This window comes from Stenotrophomonas sp. GW821-FHT09E08 (assembly GCF_059416125.1).
The window spans coordinates 169038-185940 of the sequence record NZ_JBWKOO010000004.1; the positions used below are offsets into that span (position 1 = coordinate 169038).

At 66.6% G+C, this 16903-nt stretch carries 10 protein-coding genes; all 10 read left to right on the forward strand.

The genetic code is table 11. The features are described 5' to 3' along the window. Nucleotides 1-123: 123 nt before the first annotated feature. The 10 genes from AC07M7_RS07690 (at nucleotide 124) to AC07M7_RS07735 (ending at nucleotide 16650) form a co-directional block, all read left to right on the forward strand. Complete coding sequence (locus AC07M7_RS07690) at nucleotides 124-1368, forward strand: efflux RND transporter periplasmic adaptor subunit (RefSeq protein WP_428710061.1); 1245 nt, start codon at nucleotides 124-126, stop codon at nucleotides 1366-1368. Nucleotides 1369-1442: 74 nt separating this feature from the next. Then, on the forward strand, nucleotides 1443-4676 hold the full coding sequence (locus AC07M7_RS07695; RefSeq protein WP_495207070.1) for an efflux RND transporter permease subunit: 3234 nt from the start codon (nucleotides 1443-1445) through the stop codon (nucleotides 4674-4676). Between the two features lie 31 nt (nucleotides 4677-4707). Beyond that, the gene (locus AC07M7_RS07700; RefSeq protein WP_136639171.1) at nucleotides 4708-7830 is read left to right on the forward strand and encodes an efflux RND transporter permease subunit; all 3123 of its coding nucleotides are present in this window, start codon (nucleotides 4708-4710) and stop codon (nucleotides 7828-7830) included. A gap of 326 nt (nucleotides 7831-8156) precedes the next feature. Beyond that, nucleotides 8157-10214 carry a TonB-dependent siderophore receptor gene (locus tag AC07M7_RS07705; protein WP_495207071.1) on the forward strand — a complete coding sequence of 686 codons (2058 nt, stop codon included), beginning with the start codon at nucleotides 8157-8159 and terminating at the stop codon, nucleotides 10212-10214. Between the two features lie 103 nt (nucleotides 10215-10317). Then, nucleotides 10318-12495 carry a YccS family putative transporter gene (gene yccS / locus AC07M7_RS07710; RefSeq protein ID WP_136639169.1) on the forward strand — a complete coding sequence of 726 codons (2178 nt, stop codon included), beginning with the start codon at nucleotides 10318-10320 and terminating at the stop codon, nucleotides 12493-12495. A 121-nt stretch (nucleotides 12496-12616) separates the two neighbouring features. Beyond that, complete coding sequence (locus tag AC07M7_RS07715; protein WP_136639168.1) at nucleotides 12617-13411, forward strand: SDR family NAD(P)-dependent oxidoreductase; 795 nt, start codon at nucleotides 12617-12619, stop codon at nucleotides 13409-13411. Between the two features lie 97 nt (nucleotides 13412-13508). Further along, nucleotides 13509-15398 carry an MFS transporter gene (locus AC07M7_RS07720; protein WP_495207072.1) on the forward strand — a complete coding sequence of 630 codons (1890 nt, stop codon included), beginning with the start codon at nucleotides 13509-13511 and terminating at the stop codon, nucleotides 15396-15398. 182 nt (nucleotides 15399-15580) lie between these two features. Next, nucleotides 15581-15868 carry a CD225/dispanin family protein gene (locus AC07M7_RS07725; RefSeq protein WP_012512303.1) on the forward strand — a complete coding sequence of 96 codons (288 nt, stop codon included), beginning with the start codon at nucleotides 15581-15583 and terminating at the stop codon, nucleotides 15866-15868. Nucleotides 15869-15902: 34 nt separating this feature from the next. After that, the gene (locus AC07M7_RS07730) at nucleotides 15903-16181 is read left to right on the forward strand and encodes a CD225/dispanin family protein (protein WP_005411298.1); all 279 of its coding nucleotides are present in this window, start codon (nucleotides 15903-15905) and stop codon (nucleotides 16179-16181) included. 43 nt (nucleotides 16182-16224) lie between these two features. Continuing rightward, nucleotides 16225-16650 carry a DUF2752 domain-containing protein gene (locus AC07M7_RS07735; RefSeq protein ID WP_006473646.1) on the forward strand — a complete coding sequence of 142 codons (426 nt, stop codon included), beginning with the start codon at nucleotides 16225-16227 and terminating at the stop codon, nucleotides 16648-16650. The last annotated feature ends 253 nt before the right edge of the window (nucleotides 16651-16903 follow it).

The following is a 16903-nucleotide window of genomic DNA, read 5'->3' on the forward strand; positions in this document are numbered from 1 at the left end:
CGCGGCCGGATCCGGTCTTAGCGCCCGTCCCATCCGTCATGCAGGAAACGTGATGTGGCACAGGTATGCTTTGCGCAATGCCAACCGGGGCCGTGCCCCGTCCAGCCCTCTTGGAGTCCTTGAATGTCACGTGTTTGGAAGATCGTGCTGCTGGTCGTGGCGGTACTGGTGCTGGCCGTGGTCGGCCTGCGCGTACTCGGCGGGGGCAAGGACAAGGCCGGTGGCCCGGCGGCAGCTGCGCGCCAGGGTGGCGAGGATCCGGATGCCGGCCCGGTGCCGGTGACCGTGGTGGATGCGGCACGCCAGGACGTGCCGGTCTATGCCAGTGCCCTGGGCACGGTGACCGCGATGAACACCGTCACCGTCAGCCCGCAGGTTGGCGGCCAGCTGATGAGCCTGAACTTCCGCGAAGGCCAGGAAGTGAAAAAAGGCGATGTGCTGGCGGTGATCGACCCGCGCACCGCCCAGGCCAGTTATGACCAGGCGGTGGCTTCCAAGCGCCAGAACGAAGCGCTGCTGGCTACTGCGCGTTCCAACTACCAGCGCTCGAACGCGCCGGAGTATCGCCAGTTCGTCGCCAAGACCGATCTGGATACACAGCGAAACCAAGTGGCACAGTATGAAAGCGCGGTGGCGGCCAACGAGGCCAGCATGCGCTCGGCGCAGGTGCAGCTGCAGTACACCAAGGTCACCGCGCCGATCACCGGTATCGCCGGCATCCGTGCGGTCGACGCCGGCAACGTGGTCAGCGCCGGCACCGCGCTGGTCACGCTGACCCAGATCCATCCGATCCACGTGCTGTTCAACCTGCCCGAGCGCCAGCTCGGCGATGTGCGCCAGGCGCAGGCCGCCGGTGCGGTACCTGTCGCGGCACTGGACCGCGCCGATTCGCATGTGCTGTCCGGCGACGGCAAGCTCGACGTGGTCGACAACCTGATCAGTGCCGACAGCGGCACGTTCAAGGCGCGCGCGATCTTCGACAACACCGACAACGGCCTGTGGCCGGGCCAGTTCGTCAACGTACGCATGCAGCTGCGCACGATTGCCGGTGGCGTGGTCATTCCGACCCAGGCGGTGCTGCGTGGCCCGGACGGCGAGTACGTCTACGTGGTGCAGGGCGACAACTCGGTGAAGATGCAGACCGTGCGCAGCGGCGTGGAAGTGGGTGACAGCCAGGTGCAGATCGCCGAAGGCCTGAAGGGCGGCGAGCGGGTGGTCAGTGAAGGCCAGTTCCGCTTGAAGCCGGGCAGCAAGGTCACCGCGCTGAAGCCGGGCGAAACCCCGGCGGTGCCGACCGAAGCCGAGCTGAAGGCGGCCGAGCAGAAGAACGCTGGCGGCGGTGGCCGTCGTGGCGGCGGCCCGCGCTGAGCGCAGGCTACCGACCTCCCTCGCGCCGGCAAGCCTGCCGGCGCCGACATTGAAGTGCCAGCAAGGATCAGTCCGTGGGCTTTTCGACGATCTTCATCCGCCGTCCCATCGCCACCTCGCTGTTGATGGCGGGCCTGTTGCTGCTGGGCATCCTCGGTTACCGCAAGCTGCCGGTGTCGGCGCTGCCGGAAATCGATGCGCCCAGCCTGGTGGTCACCACCCAGTACCCCGGTGCCAACGCGACCACGATGGCCTCGCTGGTCACCACCCCGCTGGAGCGCCAGTTCGGGCAGATCTCCGGGCTGGAGCTGATGACCTCCGACTCGTCGGCCGGGTTGTCCACGATCATCCTGCAGTTCTCGATGGACCGCGACATCGACATCGCCGCGCAGGACGTGCAGGCGGCGATCCGCCAAGCCACCCTGCCCTCGTCGCTGCCCTACCAGCCGGTCTACAACCGGGTGAATCCGGCGGACGCGGCCATCGTCACCCTGAAGCTGACCTCGGACACGCGCCCGCTGCGCGACGTCAACAACTACGCCGACTCGATCCTCGCCCAGCGCCTTTCGCAGGTGCAGGGCGTGGGCCTGGTGTCGATCGCCGGCAACGTGCGCCCGGCCGTGCGCATCCAGGTCAATCCGGCGCAGCTGTCGAACATGGGCCTGACCCTGGAACAGCTGCGCAGCGCGCTGACCCAGGCCAACGTCAACGCACCGAAGGGTTCGTTGAACGGCAAGACCCAGTCCTACAGCATTGGCACCAACGACCAGCTGTCCAGCGCCGCGGAGTACCGCGACACCATCATCAGCTACAAGAACGGCCGTCCGGTGCGGCTGTCGGACGTGGCCCAGGTGATCGATGGCGTTGAGAACGATCAGCTGGCCGCCTGGGCCGATGGCAAACCGGCGGTGCTGCTGGAAGTGCGTCGCCAGCCCGGCGCCAACATCGTGCAGACCGTCGAGCGCATCCGCGCGATCCTGCCGCAGCTGCAGGGCGTGTTGCCAGCCGACGTGCACCTGGAGATCTTCAACGACCGTACCGAGACCATCCGCGCCTCGGTGCATGAAGTGCAGTTCACCCTGATCCTCACCATCGGCCTGGTGGTAGCGGTGATCTTCGTGTTCCTGCGCCGGCTGTGGGCCACGATCATTCCCTCGGTGGCGGTGCCGCTGTCGCTGGCCGGCACCTTCGCGGTGATGGCCTTTGCCGGCATGTCGCTGGACAACCTGTCGCTGATGGCGCTGGTGGTGGCCACCGGCTTCGTGGTCGACGATGCGATCGTGATGATCGAGAACATCGTGCGTTACATCGAGCAGGGCAAGAGTGGCAAGGAAGCGGCCGAAATCGGTGCGCGCCAGATCGGCTTCACCGTGCTGTCGCTGACCGTTTCGCTGGTGGCGGTGTTCCTGCCGCTGCTGCTGATGCCCGGCGTCACCGGCCGCCTGTTCCATGAGTTCGCATGGGTACTGAGCATCGCCGTCGTGCTGTCGATGCTGATCTCGCTGACGCTGACGCCGATGATGTGCGCTTACCTGCTCAAGCCCGACGCGCTGCCCGAGGGCGAGGACGCGCATGAGCGTGCGGCCGCCGCCGGCAAGCAGAACCTGTGGACGCGCACGGTGGGCCTGTACGAACAGAGCCTGGACTGGGTGCTGGGCCACCAGCGCCTGACCCTGGCCGTGGCCGGCGGCGCGCTGGTGCTGACCGTGCTGCTGTACGTGCTGATTCCCAAGGGCCTGCTGCCCGAGCAGGACACCGGCCTGATCACCGGCGTGGTCCAGGCCGACCAGAACATCGCCTTCCCGCAGATGGAGCAGCGCACCAAGCAGGTGGCCGAAGCACTGCGCCAGGACCCGGACGTGACCGGCGTGTCGGCGTTCATCGGTGCTGGCAGCATGAACCCCACGCTCAACCAGGGCCAGCTGTCGATCGTGCTGAAGGAACGCGGCGAGCGTGACGGCCTGGACAAGATCCTGCCGCGCCTGCAGAAGGCCGTCGCCGGCATTCCAGGTGTCGCGCTGTACCTGAAGCCGGTACAGGACGTGACCCTGGATACCCGCGTGGCTGCCACCGAGTACCAGTACTCGCTGTCGGACGTGGATTCGGCCACGGTGGCCACCCAGGCCACGCGCCTGACCGAAGCACTGCGCAAGCGCCCGGAACTGGCCGACGTCGACAACAACCTGTCCAACCAGGGCCGTGCGCTTGAGCTGAACATCGACCGCGACAAGGCCAGCGTGCTGGGCGTGCCGATGCAGACCATCGACGACACCCTCTATGATGCGTTCGGCCAGCGCCAGATCTCGACCATCTTCACCGAGCTCAACCAGTATCGCGTTGTGCTGGAAGTGGCGCCGGAGTTCCGCACCAGCACCGCGCTGATGGAACAGCTGGCCGTTGCCTCCAATGGTGCCGGTGCACTGACAGGCACCAATGCCACCAGCTTCGGCCAGGTCACCTCGTCCAACTCGTCGACCGCGACCGGCATCGGTGCGCAGAACACCGGTATCACCGTCGGTGCCGGCAACATCATCCCGCTGTCGGCGCTGGCCGAGGGCAAGGTCAGCAGCGCGCCACTGCTGGTCAGCCATCAGCAGCAGCTGCCGGCGGTGACGGTCTCGTTCAACGTGGCACCGGGCTATTCGCTGTCCGAAGCGGTGCGGGCGATCCAGGAAACCAAGGACACCCTGGACATGCCCACCCACCTGCATGCCGAGTTCATCGGCAAGGCTGCCGAATTCACCGGCAGCCAGACCGATGTGGTGTGGCTGCTGCTGGCGTCGCTGGTGGTGATCTACATCGTGCTGGGCGTGCTGTACGAGAGCTACATCCACCCGATCACGATCATCTCCACGCTGCCGCCGGCCGGTGTTGGCGCGCTGCTGGCGCTGATGCTGTGCGGGCTGAGCCTGTCGGTGGATGGCATCGTCGGCATCGTGCTGCTGATCGGCATCGTCAAGAAGAACGGCATCATGATGGTGGACTTCGCGATCGAGGCACGCCGCGCCGGTGCCAACGCGCACGAAGCGATCCGCCGCGCCTGCCTGCTGCGTTTCCGCCCGATCATGATGACCACCGCCGCGGCCATGCTCGGCGCCCTGCCGCTGGCGCTGGGTACCGGCATCGGTTCGGAGCTGCGCCGCCCGTTGGGCATCGCCATCGTCGGCGGCCTGCTGCTGTCGCAGCTGGTGACCCTGTACACCACTCCGGTGATCTACCTGTACATGGAGCGCTTCTCCGAGTGGCTGGCACGCCGCCGTGAACAGCGCGCACTGCGCGATGGTTCACTGCAGGAGCCGCAGGCATGATCCACGCCCCACTGCCGTGGCGGCCCGCACGATGAACCTGTCCGGCCCCTTCATCCGCCGTCCGATCGGCACCGCGCTGCTGGCCATCGGCCTGTTCATGGTCGGCCTGATCTGCTACCTGCGGCTGGGCGTATCGGCGCTGCCGAACATCGAGATCCCGGTGATCTTCGTGCACGCCAGCCAATCGGGCGCAGATGCGGCGACCATGGCCTCGACGGTCACCGCACCGCTGGAGCGCCACCTCGGCCAGCTGCCCGGCATCGACCGCATGCGCTCGTCGAGTTCGGAAGGCAGCTCGCTGGTGTTCATGATCTTCCAGAGCGGCCACAACATCGATTCGGCCGCGCTGGACGTACAGACCGCGATCAATTCTGCACAGGCCGACCTGCCCTCGGGCATGGGTTCGCCGATGTACCAGAAGGCGAACCCGAACGACGATCCGGTCATCGCCATCGCGCTGACCTCGCAAACGCAGTCGGCCGACGAGCTGTACAACGTCGCTGACTCACTGCTGGCCCAGCGTATCCGCCAGATCAGCGGCGTGGCCTCGGTCGACATCGCCGGTGCGTCGACGCCGGCGGTGCGTGTGGACGTCAACCTGCGCCTGATGAACGCGCTGGGCCTGACCGCCGATGACCTGCGCAACGCGGTGCGTGCGGCCAACGTGACCTCACCCACCGGCTTCCTCAGCGATGGCAACACCACCACCGCGATCATCGCCAACGATTCGGTCGCACGCGCTGCCGACTTCGCCGACCTGGTGGTGAAGACCCAGGGCGACGGCCGGGTGATCCGCCTGAAGGACATCGCCAACGTCTACGACGGCCAGCAGGACGCCTACCAGGCCGCGTGGTTCGACCACAAACCGGCGGTGGTGATGTACGTGTTCACCCGCGCCGGCGCCAACATCGTGGAGACCGTAGACCGGGTCAAGGCGCAGATCCCGACCCTGCGCGACTACCTGCAGCCCGGCACCACGATGACGCCGTACTTCGATCGTACGCCGACCATCCGCTCGTCGCTGCATGAAGTGCAGATCACCCTGCTGATCAGCCTGGCGATGGTGGTGCTGACCATGGCGCTGTTCCTGCGCCGGCTGGCACCCACGCTGATCGCCGCAGTGACCGTGCCGCTGTCGCTGGCCGGTGCCGCGCTGGTGATGTACGTGATGGGCTTCACCCTGAACAACCTGAGCCTGCTGGCGCTGGTGATCGCGATCGGCTTCGTGGTCGATGATGCGATCGTGGTGATCGAGAACATCATGCGCCACCTCGACGAGGGCATGCCGCGCATGCAGGCGGCGCTGACCGGTGCCCGCGAGATCGGCTTCACCATCGTCTCGATCACCGCCTCGCTGGTGGCGGTGTTCATCCCACTGCTGTTCGCCAGCGGCATGATGGGTGCGTTCTTCCGCGAGTTCACCGTTACCCTGGTCGCGGCCATCGTGGTGTCGATGGTCGTCTCGCTGACGCTGACCCCGGCGCTGTGCAGCCGCTTCCTCAGTGCCCATGATCACAAGGCAGCGCCGTCGCGCTTCGGCCGTTGGCTGGATGCCGGCCACGAGCGCATGCTGCGCATCTACACCGTATTCCTCGACTTCTCGCTGCGCCACGCGTTGCTGCTGTCGTTGACGCCGCTGATCCTGATCGGCGTCACCATCTTCCTGTTCGGCGCAGTGAAGAAGGGCGCGTTCCCTCCGCAGGACACCGGCCTGATCTGGGGCCGCGCCAACTCCAGTGCCACCGTCTCCTTCGAGGACATGGTCGCCCGCCAGCGTCGCATCACCGACATGCTGATGGCCGACCCGGCGGTGAAGACCGTGGGCGTACGCCTGGGCAGCGGCCGCCAGGGCTCCAGCGCACAGTTCAACGTCGAGCTGAAATCGCGCAAGGAAGGCCGCCGCGAAACCACCGCACATGCACTGGCACGCTTGAGCGCCAAGGCCGACCGTTACCCCGACCTGCAGCTGCGCCTGCGTGCGATCCAGGATCTGCCCAGCAACGATGGCGGCGGCTCCAGCCAGGGCGCGCAGTACCGTATCTCGCTGCAGGGCAATGACCTGGCGTCCCTGCAGGAATGGCTGCCCAAGCTGCAGGCGGAACTGAAGAAGAACCCGAAGCTGCGCGATGTCGGCACCGATGTCGACAATGCCGGGCTGCGCCAGAACATCGAGATCGACCGCGCCAAGGCTGCGCGCCTGGGCGTTTCGGTCGGCGCCATCGATGGGGCGCTGTACGGCGCGTTCGGGCAGCGCCAGATCTCGACGATCTACTCGGACATCAACCAGTACAGCGTGGTGGTCAACGCCCTGCCCTCGCAGACCGCTACGCCGGCAGCGCTGGACGAGGTGTACGTGCGGGCGCGCAACGGCGAGATGGTGCCGATCACGGCGATGGCCAAGCAGGTGCCGGGGCTGGCGCCGTCGCAGATCACCCACGAGAACCAGTACACGACGATGGACCTGAGCTACAACCTGGCGCCGAACGTGAGCATGGGTGAGGCCAAGGCGATCATCGACGCGACCGTGGCCGGCATGCGCATGCCCGGCGACATCCGCCTGGCCGATGATGCGGGCTTCGGGTTCAACTCCGATCCCAGCGACATGCTGATCCTGGTGTTTGCCGCGATCCTGACCGTGTACCTGGTGCTGGGCATGCTGTACGAGAGCCTGATCCATCCGGTCACCATCCTGTCCACGCTGCCGGCGGCCGGAGTGGGCGCGCTGCTGGCGCTGTTCGGCACCAACACCGAACTGTCGGTGATCTCGATGATCGCACTGGTGCTGCTGATCGGCATCGTCAAGAAGAACGCGATCATGATGATCGACTTCGCGCTGGTGGCGCAGCGCGAGCATGGGCTGGCGCCGCGCGAAGCGGCACGCGAGGCCAGTATCGTGCGCTTCCGCCCGATCATGATGACCACGATGGTGGCGATCCTGGCCGCCGTACCGCTGGCGATCGGCCTCGGCGAAGGGTCCGAGCTGCGGCGCCCGCTGGGTATCGCGATGATCGGCGGCCTGCTGTTCTCGCAGAGCCTGACGCTGCTCAGCACACCAGCGCTGTACGTGATCTTCTCGTGCCTGGCCGAACGCTGGCGGGCACGCCGCGCACGCAAGCGCGAAGCGAAGCTGCTCAAGCGCGCGCAGCGGGCGTAGAAGGGTCATCCACGCATGGCGTGGATCTACTACTGGTAGAGCCGGCCGCTGGCCGGCGTTCTCCATACAGCCAATCTGCCGGCCAGCGGCCGGCACTACCGTGGATGCAGATGGTGGGTGTGGATGGTGGGTGCGGACCGTTGGTCCGCACGCCTGCGGGTTTGACGCGCCGTAACGAAAAGAGAACAATTCTCATCCAGCCATGGTCCTGCGCCCTTTCGCGGCGCCCCGCTGCCATCTCCGGCCAGCCTGCGTGATCCCAGCCATTCCCCCTTCCCCCCACTGTGGGCGGATGGCCCGTGGCCGTCCGTCGAGGATCACCGTCGATGCTGCCATTCCGATTTCCCCGCCTGGCCCTGCTGGCCGTAGCCTTGTCCGCCGCCTGTGCCGCCCACGCCGAAGCGCCGGCCGGCAGCCGTAGCGCCACCGATCTGGATGCGGTGAAAGTCACTGCCGAGCGCACCCATACCGACGCCGGCGCACTGGGCGACCGCGCCCTGCGCGACACTCCGTTCGCGATCACCGCGGTTGGCCGCGAGCAGATAGAGCAGCGCCAGGTGGTCTCGCTGGGTGAAGCCTTCCTGCTCGACCCCTCGGTCAGCACCCAGGTCAGCGCCTATGCCAGTGGCTGGAGCTCGCCGATCCGCAACCGCGGTCTGGAGCTGAACTACGACAGCTACCGGGTCAATGGCCTGCAGGTCTCGTCCTGGGGCACCGAATGGCCACTGGAAGTAATGGAACAGGTCGATCTGCTGAAAGGCCCGGGCGGATTCCTGTATGGCTTCGGCACCCCCGGCGGCATCGTCAACTACATCACCAAGAAGCCAACCGACACGCCCACGTTCTCCGCCCAGCTGGGCTGGCGCGAACAGGGCATCGTCAGCGGCGGCATCGACGTTGGCGGCCGCTTCGGCAACGAGCAGATGTTCGGCTACCGCTTCAACGCCTTCCAGGAAAAGGGCGAGACCTTCAACGGCGGGCATGTCGATCGCAAGGTGGGCGCGCTGTCGCTGGATGCGCGCCTGAGTGATGCGCTCACCTGGACCTTCGACGGTGTGTTCCAGTCGCGCGACCTGCGCGAGGAATCGCCGCAGTACTACTTCCGTGGCCTGACCTCGTTGCCGCGGCCGATCTCTGGAGATACCGACAACAGCGTACCCGGCACCTACTACGACACACGCTCCAGCCTGCTGTCGACCGGCTTGAACTGGCAGATCAACAGTGACTGGAAGGCCAGCCTGAGTTATGGCGTCACCACTTCATGGAATGACGTCAACAAGATCTTCGCCTACATCGATGATCTCAACGGCGACTACGACGTCAATGTCTACGAACTGGGTGGCAAGAGCGAGTGGAAGCTGGCCCAGGCGATGTTGCAGGGCAGCTTCCACACCGGTCCGCTGCAGCATCAGGTGGTGGCAGGCATCAGCCACCAGACCGGGCTGGGCTGGGACCGTCCCTACGAGTGGAACCTGATCGGCCGCGCCAACCTGTACCAGCGCCATGCCATCCGCCACGACGCCGTCGGTTCGCGGGTGATGACCCGCGGCGACGAGACGGTGCAGCAGGCGGTGTTCGCAAGCGATACGGTGAACCTCGGCAGCGGCTGGTCGGTGCTGGCGGGCTGGCGCTACAACGACTTCGAAACCAAGGGGCGATACCACACCTACCCGGTCACCCCGACCTACGCCGTGATGTTCAAGCCCAGCGAGGCGGTCACCCTTTACGCCAGCTACATCGAGTCGCTGGAAGCGGGCAGCCGCGTAGGCAACAGCTACATCAACGCCGGTGACGTGCTCGATCCCACCATCAGCAAGCAGTACGAGATCGGTGCCAAGGTCGAAGCGGCGCGTTGGAATGCGAACGTGGCCGCGTTCCGGCTGGAACGTGGTGCCAACATCGATGAGCTCACGCCGGCCGGCAAGCGCCTGGTGCAGGATGGCGTCACGCTGTACGAAGGCATCGAAGCCAGTGCCGACCTGCACCTCAACGATGCACTGACGGTCGGCGGCGGCGTCACCTGGCTGGATCCGACCTACGACAAGCTGTCCCCGGGCAGCGCCGCACAGGAAGGCAACCGTACCGCCGGTGCTGCGCGCTGGAGCGGCGTACTGCACGCCACCTACCAGCTGCCCTGGGTAGACGGTTTGGAGACCTATGCCGCCGTGCGCTACTACGGCGATGTCTGGTACGACGCCGACAACACCCTGAAGCTGCCCGACTACACGCTGGTGAACGCAGGCATCGGCTATCGCCTGCTGGCGTCCGGCCATCCGGTGACCCTGCGTGCCAGCGTCGAGAACCTGGCCAACCGCAGGTACTGGTCCAACGCCGGCGCCGGCCTGCCGCGCACGTTCGCGGTGAGCGTGCGTTGGGAGATGTGATCCAACGGTAGCGCCGCGCTGCGCCCTCGCCGGGCACGGCCCGGCGCTACCGGATTTCACGCAAGGCCCGCAATAATGGGGGCATTCCGCCTCCCGAGCCTGCATGTCCGCCCGCCAATCCAGTCTCAGTCGCCTGTGGGCCCACGAGAAGGCCAGTTATGGCCTGCGGGTGTTCATCGCCCTGACCGCAGCTGTCGCCGTGTGCTGGCAGCTGGATGCACTGACCGCGCTACCCGGCGTGTTCCTGGGCATCATCGCCAGCGCCATCGCCGAGACCGATGACAACTGGTGGGGCCGGACCAAGGCCGTGGCGCTGTCGCTGTTGTGCTTCTGCCTCGCCGCGGCTTCGGTGATCTGGCTGTTCCCATGGCCGTGGATCTTCATCGCCGCGCTGGCGCTGTCCACCTTCGGCCTGACCCTGCTCGGTGCGCTCGGCGAGCGCTATGCGTCCATCGCCCAGGCCACAGTGACGCTTGCGATCTACACCATGATCGGCCTCGAACAGCACGGGGCCAGCGATCTGCACAGCGCGCTGGAAGCGGTCAGCCACCTGCTGGCCGGTGCGGTCTGGTACGGCCTGCTGTCGATCCTGTGGACCACGCTGTTCGCCAACCGGCCGGTGCGCGAACGGGTGGCGCGCCTGTATGTGGAACTGGGCCGCTACCTGCAGCTGAAGGCCGCGCTGTTCGAACCGGTGCGCGAGGCCGACCTGCAGCGTCGCCAGCTGGACCTGGCCGAACAGAACCGGCGCGTGGTCGGTGCGCTCAACGAAGCCAAGACCGCGATCCTGGCCCGCTTCGGTCGCTCCGGCCGGCCCGGCGTCAATTCCGGCCTGTATCTGCGCCTGTACTACATGGCGCAGGATTTCCATGAGCGCGCCAGTTCCTCGCATTACCCGTACGGCGCGCTGGTCGATGCGTTCTTCCACAGCGACGTGCTGTACCGCTGCCAGCGCCTGCTCGACCTGCAGGGCCAGGCCTGTGCGCGGCTGGGCGAGGCGATCCGCCTGCGTCGTCCGTTCGTGTATGGCGAAAGCAACCAGCAGGCCGGGCGCGACCTGGCCGATGCGCTGGCCTACCTGCGCGACCAGCAGCGTCCGCAATGGCAGCGCCTGCTCGGCTCGCTGGACCTGCTGGTGCACAACCTGCGCAGCATCGAGCGCCGCCTGCTCGATGCGGAGCGTTCCGAGGCCAGCCTCGACAACGTTGACACCCGCCTGCGCGACAGCAACCCGCATAGCCTGCGCGAGATGGGCGTGCGTATCCGCCAGCAGCTCACGCCGGGCTCGGTGCTGTTCCGCCATGGACTGCGCATGGCGCTGGCACTGATCGCCGGCTTCGCTGCGATCCGCTTGTTCAATGCACAGAACGGCTCGTGGGTGCTGCTGACCATCGTGTTCGTGTGCCGTCCCAACTTCGGTGCAACCCGCCAGCGCCTTGCACAACGCATCGTCGGCACGCTGTTCGGCCTGGTGCTGACCTGGGCACTGCTGCAGCTGTTCCCGCAGCTGCACGTGCAGCTGCTGATCGCGCTGCTGTCGGCGCTGCTGTTCTTCTTCACCCGCACCGATCGCTACCTGGTGGCATCGGCGGCGATCACGGTGATGGCACTGACCTGCTTCAACCTGATCGGCGACGGCTTCGTGCTGATCGTGCCGCGCATGGTCGATACGCTGCTGGGCTGTGCGATCGCCGCTGCGGCCGCGTTCCTGATCCTGCCCGACTGGCAGGGCCGGCAACTGCATCTTGTACTGGCGCGGGTGCTGGACACCGCTGCGCGCTATCTGGATTCGGTACTGGGCCAGTACCGCAGCGGCATGCGTGACGATCTGGCCTACCGCATCGCCCGCCGCGACATGCACAACGCCGACGCCGCGCTGTCTACCGCGCTGTCGAACATGCTGCGCGAACCCGGCCACGTGCGCCGCAACCTGGACGCCGGCTTCCACTTCCTGGCGCTGTCCAACACGCTGCTCGGGCACCTGTCGGCCCTGGGTGCGCACCGCGACCAGGTGGACAGCTACGCCGGCGATCCGCTGGCACTGGCTGCCGGTGAGCGCGTGCGCAAGGCGCTGCAGCAGCTGGCGACGGCCCTGACCGCACGGCAGCCGGTCGCAGAGGAGGACAATGATGCCGACCGCGCGGTGGCCGCCGAGCTGGAGCAGATTGACGAGGCGATGCCGCCGAAGCTGCAGTTGATCCGCACGCAGATGGCGCTGGTGCTGCGGATGCTGCCGAAGGTGCGCGCGGCGGCCAATGAGGCGGTACGCACGCTCACCTGACAGCCTGCCGCCGTGCATCGCCCGGTGCTACCGCCAACGCAACATCGCGTTGCATCCAGCGCTGCATCCCGATCACGCAGCCACGCGGATACTGCGTGATCCCCCTGCCCCGGATTCCTCCATGAAGATCGAACTCAGCGGCCGTACCGCGCTGGTCACCGCCTCCACCGCCGGCATCGGCCTGGCGATTGCCCAGGGCCTGGCCGTCGCCGGTGCGCGGGTCATCCTCAATGGCCGCAGCACCGACAGCGTCGAGCGCGCCCGCCAGCGCCTGCTCGACGCCGTTCCAGATGCCGACGTGCTCGGCGTGGCTGCCGACCTGTCCGATGCGGCCGGTGTCGATACGCTGCTGGCCGGCTTGCCCAAGGTCGACATCCTGGTCAACAACGCCGGCATCTTCGGCCCCGAGGACTTCTTCGAGACCGACGATGCGACCTGGGAGCGCTACTGGCAGACCAACGTGATGTCCGGTGTGCGCCTGTCGCGGGCGCTGCTGCCGGCGATGGTCGATGCTGGCTGGGGCCGCGTGCTGTTCATCTCTTCCGAGTCGGCCCGCAACGTTCCCGCCGACATGATCCATTACGGGGTCAGCAAGACCGCGCAATTGTCGTTGTCGCGCGGCCTGGCCAAGCGCGTGGCCGGCAGCGGTGTCACCGTCAACGCGGTGCTGCCCGGCCCCACCCTGTCCGATGGTTTCGCGGCGATGTTCGAAGATGAACGCCAGCGCAGCGGCAAGCCACTGGAGCAGATCGGCCGCGAGTTCGTGATGGCGCACCGGCCGTCTTCGGTGATCCGGCGCACCGCCACGGTTGAAGAAGTGGCCAACATGGTGGTGTACCTGGCCTCGCCGCAGGCCTCGGCCACCTCGGGTGCGGCGCTGCGCGTGGATGGCGGCGTGGTCGACGATATCGTCTGACACCTTTCAAAGTGTGCGGACCAACGGTCCGCACCCACAGGTCCGCACCCACAGCGGATAGGCAGGAATGCTAGGCTGCGCCGGTCAAGGAGGCTCCATGTCCGGTCACAACCAGTTCGCCCTGCTGCGCCAGCGCCGTTTCCTGCCGTTCTTCGTCGTCCAGGCGCTCGGTGCGTTCAACGACAACGTATACCGGCAGGCGATCATCAGCATGTTGCTGTTCATGGCCGTGCCGGAGGAAGAACTGGGGCTGTACGCCACGCTGGCACCGGCCATCTTCATCCTGCCGTACTTCCTGTTCTCGGCACTGGCCGGGCAGATCGCCGACAAACTTGAGAAATCGCGGCTGATCGTGATCACCACCAGCATGGAGATCGTGATCATGTCGCTGGCGGCCACCGGGTTCCTCACCCAGAGCCTGCCGGTGCTGCTGATCGCGCTGTTCTGTACCGGCATGCAGTCGACGTTGTTCGGCCCGGTGAAGTACTCGGTGCTGCCGTCGGTGCTCAAGCCCGAAGAGCTGACCGGCGGCAACGGCCTGGTCGAGATGGGCACCTCGATGTCGATCCTCTCCGGCATGATCGTCGGCGGTCTGGTATTCACCGTTGCCGGCAGTCATGGCACGGTGGTGGCGGCCTGCGCGATCATCGGCCTTGCGATCTGCGGCAACATCGCCGCGCGGCTGATCCCCAAGGTCGATGCCGGCGACCCGAACCTGAAGATCAACTGGAACCCACTGCCGGAGTCGCTGGCGGTGCTGCGCATGGCACGCCAGCAGAAAGCGGTGCGCAACGCGATTCTGGGCGTGTCCTGGTTCTGGTTCGTCGGCACCGTGCTGACCTCGCAGCTGCCGGCCTATGCGGTGACCAACCTCGGCGGCGAACCGACCCTGTACATCTTCGCCCTGGCCCTGTTCTCGGTGGGCACCGGCGTCGGCTCGCTGCTGTGCGAGAAGCTGTCGGCACGCACGGTGGAAATCGGCCTGGTGCCGCTCGGTGCGTTTGGCATGACCGCGTTCCTGCTCGACCTGTACTTCGCCCGCAGCGGCGAGGCGACCGTGCACGGGCTGTCCATCGGCCCGTTCCTGCAACAGCCTGGCAGCATCCGTATCGTCATCGACCTGGTCGGCATCGGCCTGTTCACCGGCATCTTCGTGGTGCCGCTGTTCGCGCTGATCCAGAGCCGCACGCCGAAGGCGCAGATGTCACGCGTGTTCGCCGCGCTGAACATCCAGAACTCCGGCTTCATCGTCGGCGCCGCGTTGCTGTCGCTGGCCGCGCACAAGCTGCTGCACTGGACCATTCCGCAGCAGTTCCTGGCGCTGGCCATCGCCAACGCACTGGTGGCGATCTACATCTTCACCATCGTCCCCGAATTCCTGATGCGCTTCCTCAGCTGGGTGATGGTGCGCACGCTGTACCGGCTGCGCCCTCACGGCATCGAGGCCAACGTGCCCGACGAAGGCGCCGCGCTGCTGGTCTGCAACCATGTCAGCTACATGGACGCGCTGATCCTGTCGGCGACGATCCCGCGCCCGGTGCGCTTCGTCATGTACTACAAGATCTTCAACATTCCGGTGATGCGCTGGATCTTCCGTACCGCCAAGGCGATCCCGATCGCTGGTGCCCGCGAAGACCCGGTGTTGATGCAGGGCGCGTTCGACGAGATCGACGCGGCGCTGGCCGAAGGCGAACTGGTCTGCATCTTCCCCGAGGGTGCGCTGACCCGCGACGGGCAGATGGCACCGTTCAAGTCCGGGGTGGAGAAGATCCTCGAACGGCGGCCGGTGCCGGTGGTACCCATGGCGCTGCGTAGCATGTGGTCGAGCATGTGGAGCCGGCGCGACACCCGGCTGGGCCGCATGCGTGTACCGCGCCGCTTCCGCGCCACTGTAGAAGTGGTCGCCGCGCCGGCCGTGGATGGCCACACCACCAGCGCCCCGGTGCTGGAGGCCCAGGTGCGGGCGCTGCGTGGTGACCACGCCTGACGGAATCGGCTCGCCTAGGCAGACCCGGCGACCTTCCCGCATACGCTACCGTGCAGTGGCGAACACGGAATACCGCGACTGTAAACGCATACATGCAACGCCGGTTGCGGTAGATTACGCACCCACAGGGGGGAGGTCCGGCCGATTCACAACGGCCGACCACCAAGGAATGGAGTCTCGCTTTGAATCAACCACCACCGCTCAGCCGTCCGGTCTACATCCCCAACCATCTGGTCTGGGCAATCCTGACGACGCTGTTCTGCTGCCTGCCGTTGGGCGTGGTGTCGATCGTCTATGCCTCCCAGGTCGATGGCCGCCGCGCGGCCGGCGACCTGCCGGGGGCCTACAGCGCGTCGCGCAAGGCGGGCTGGTGGGCGGTGGCTTCGGCCGTGTCCCTGCCGGTCCTGTTGCTGTTGTGGTTCGGGCTGTTCGGCGGCTTGGCCGTACTGGGCGCTCTTTCCGACCAATGATTCACCACCACCACCCATCAAGGAGCTTGAACCCATGAATACTGCTACTCCGCAGGTCCCGAACAACCTGGTCTGGGCCATCCTGACCACCCTGTTCTGCTGCCTGCCGGCCGGCATCGTGTCGATCGTCTACGCCGCACAGGTCAACGGCAAGCTGGCGGCTGGCGACATCGCCGGTGCCCAGGACTCCGCTGCCAAGGCCAAGAAGTGGGCCATCTGGTCGGCCATCGCCTGGGCCGTGCTGGTCGTGCTGTACGTGCTGTTCTTCGTTGTGCTCGGCGGCATGGGCGCGATGAGCAACAGCGGCTACTGATACGCCTGGACGGATCCGGCGCCTGCGCCGGATCCGTTGTTGCATGTCCGCGCTTCCCGCTCGTTCCCGACTCGCCCGCTGGGCACCGCTGCTGGTCTCCGCCGGCCTGGCCGTGGGTGCCACGGTGGTGTTGCGCAACGTCAATCCGTATGTCGCCGGCAATCCGCTGCCGAGCTGCCCGCTGTACGCGCTGACCGGCCTGTACTGCCCCGGCTGTGGCAGCACGCGCTGCCTGTATTCCCTGGTCCATTTCGACCTGCCCGGCGCGATGGCGATGAACCCGCTGCTGGTCATCAGCCTGCCGTTCCTGTTGCTGATGCTGCTGAACATCGCCGGCATCCGCCCCCGTGTGCTCGACCCGCTGATGCGGGTACTGGCCAATCCCGTGTTCTGGCTCTGGGTGCTGCCCGGGTATGCGCTGCTGCGCAACCTGCCGTGGGCACCGTTCACTGCGCTGGCACCGATCTAGGTTTCCAGCCAACGGCGCAGCCCCTCGTGGTGGGCGGCGTTTGAAGGCAGAAGCTTTGGGGTTGGCCGGGTGGGTGGCCTGCGCAGGGGGCGCTGCAAGTCCCCCTCCGGGGTCCGGCCCAGCCGCTGCCGGCTGGGCGTTCGGTCGCTTGCGAAGCAATGCTTCGCAAGCAAAGCGCCCTCACCCATGTAAGCTCGGTCGCCGCTTGCACGTGTGCGCTGTCCTGCGCGCACGAGCGAGGCGCCATCGAGCC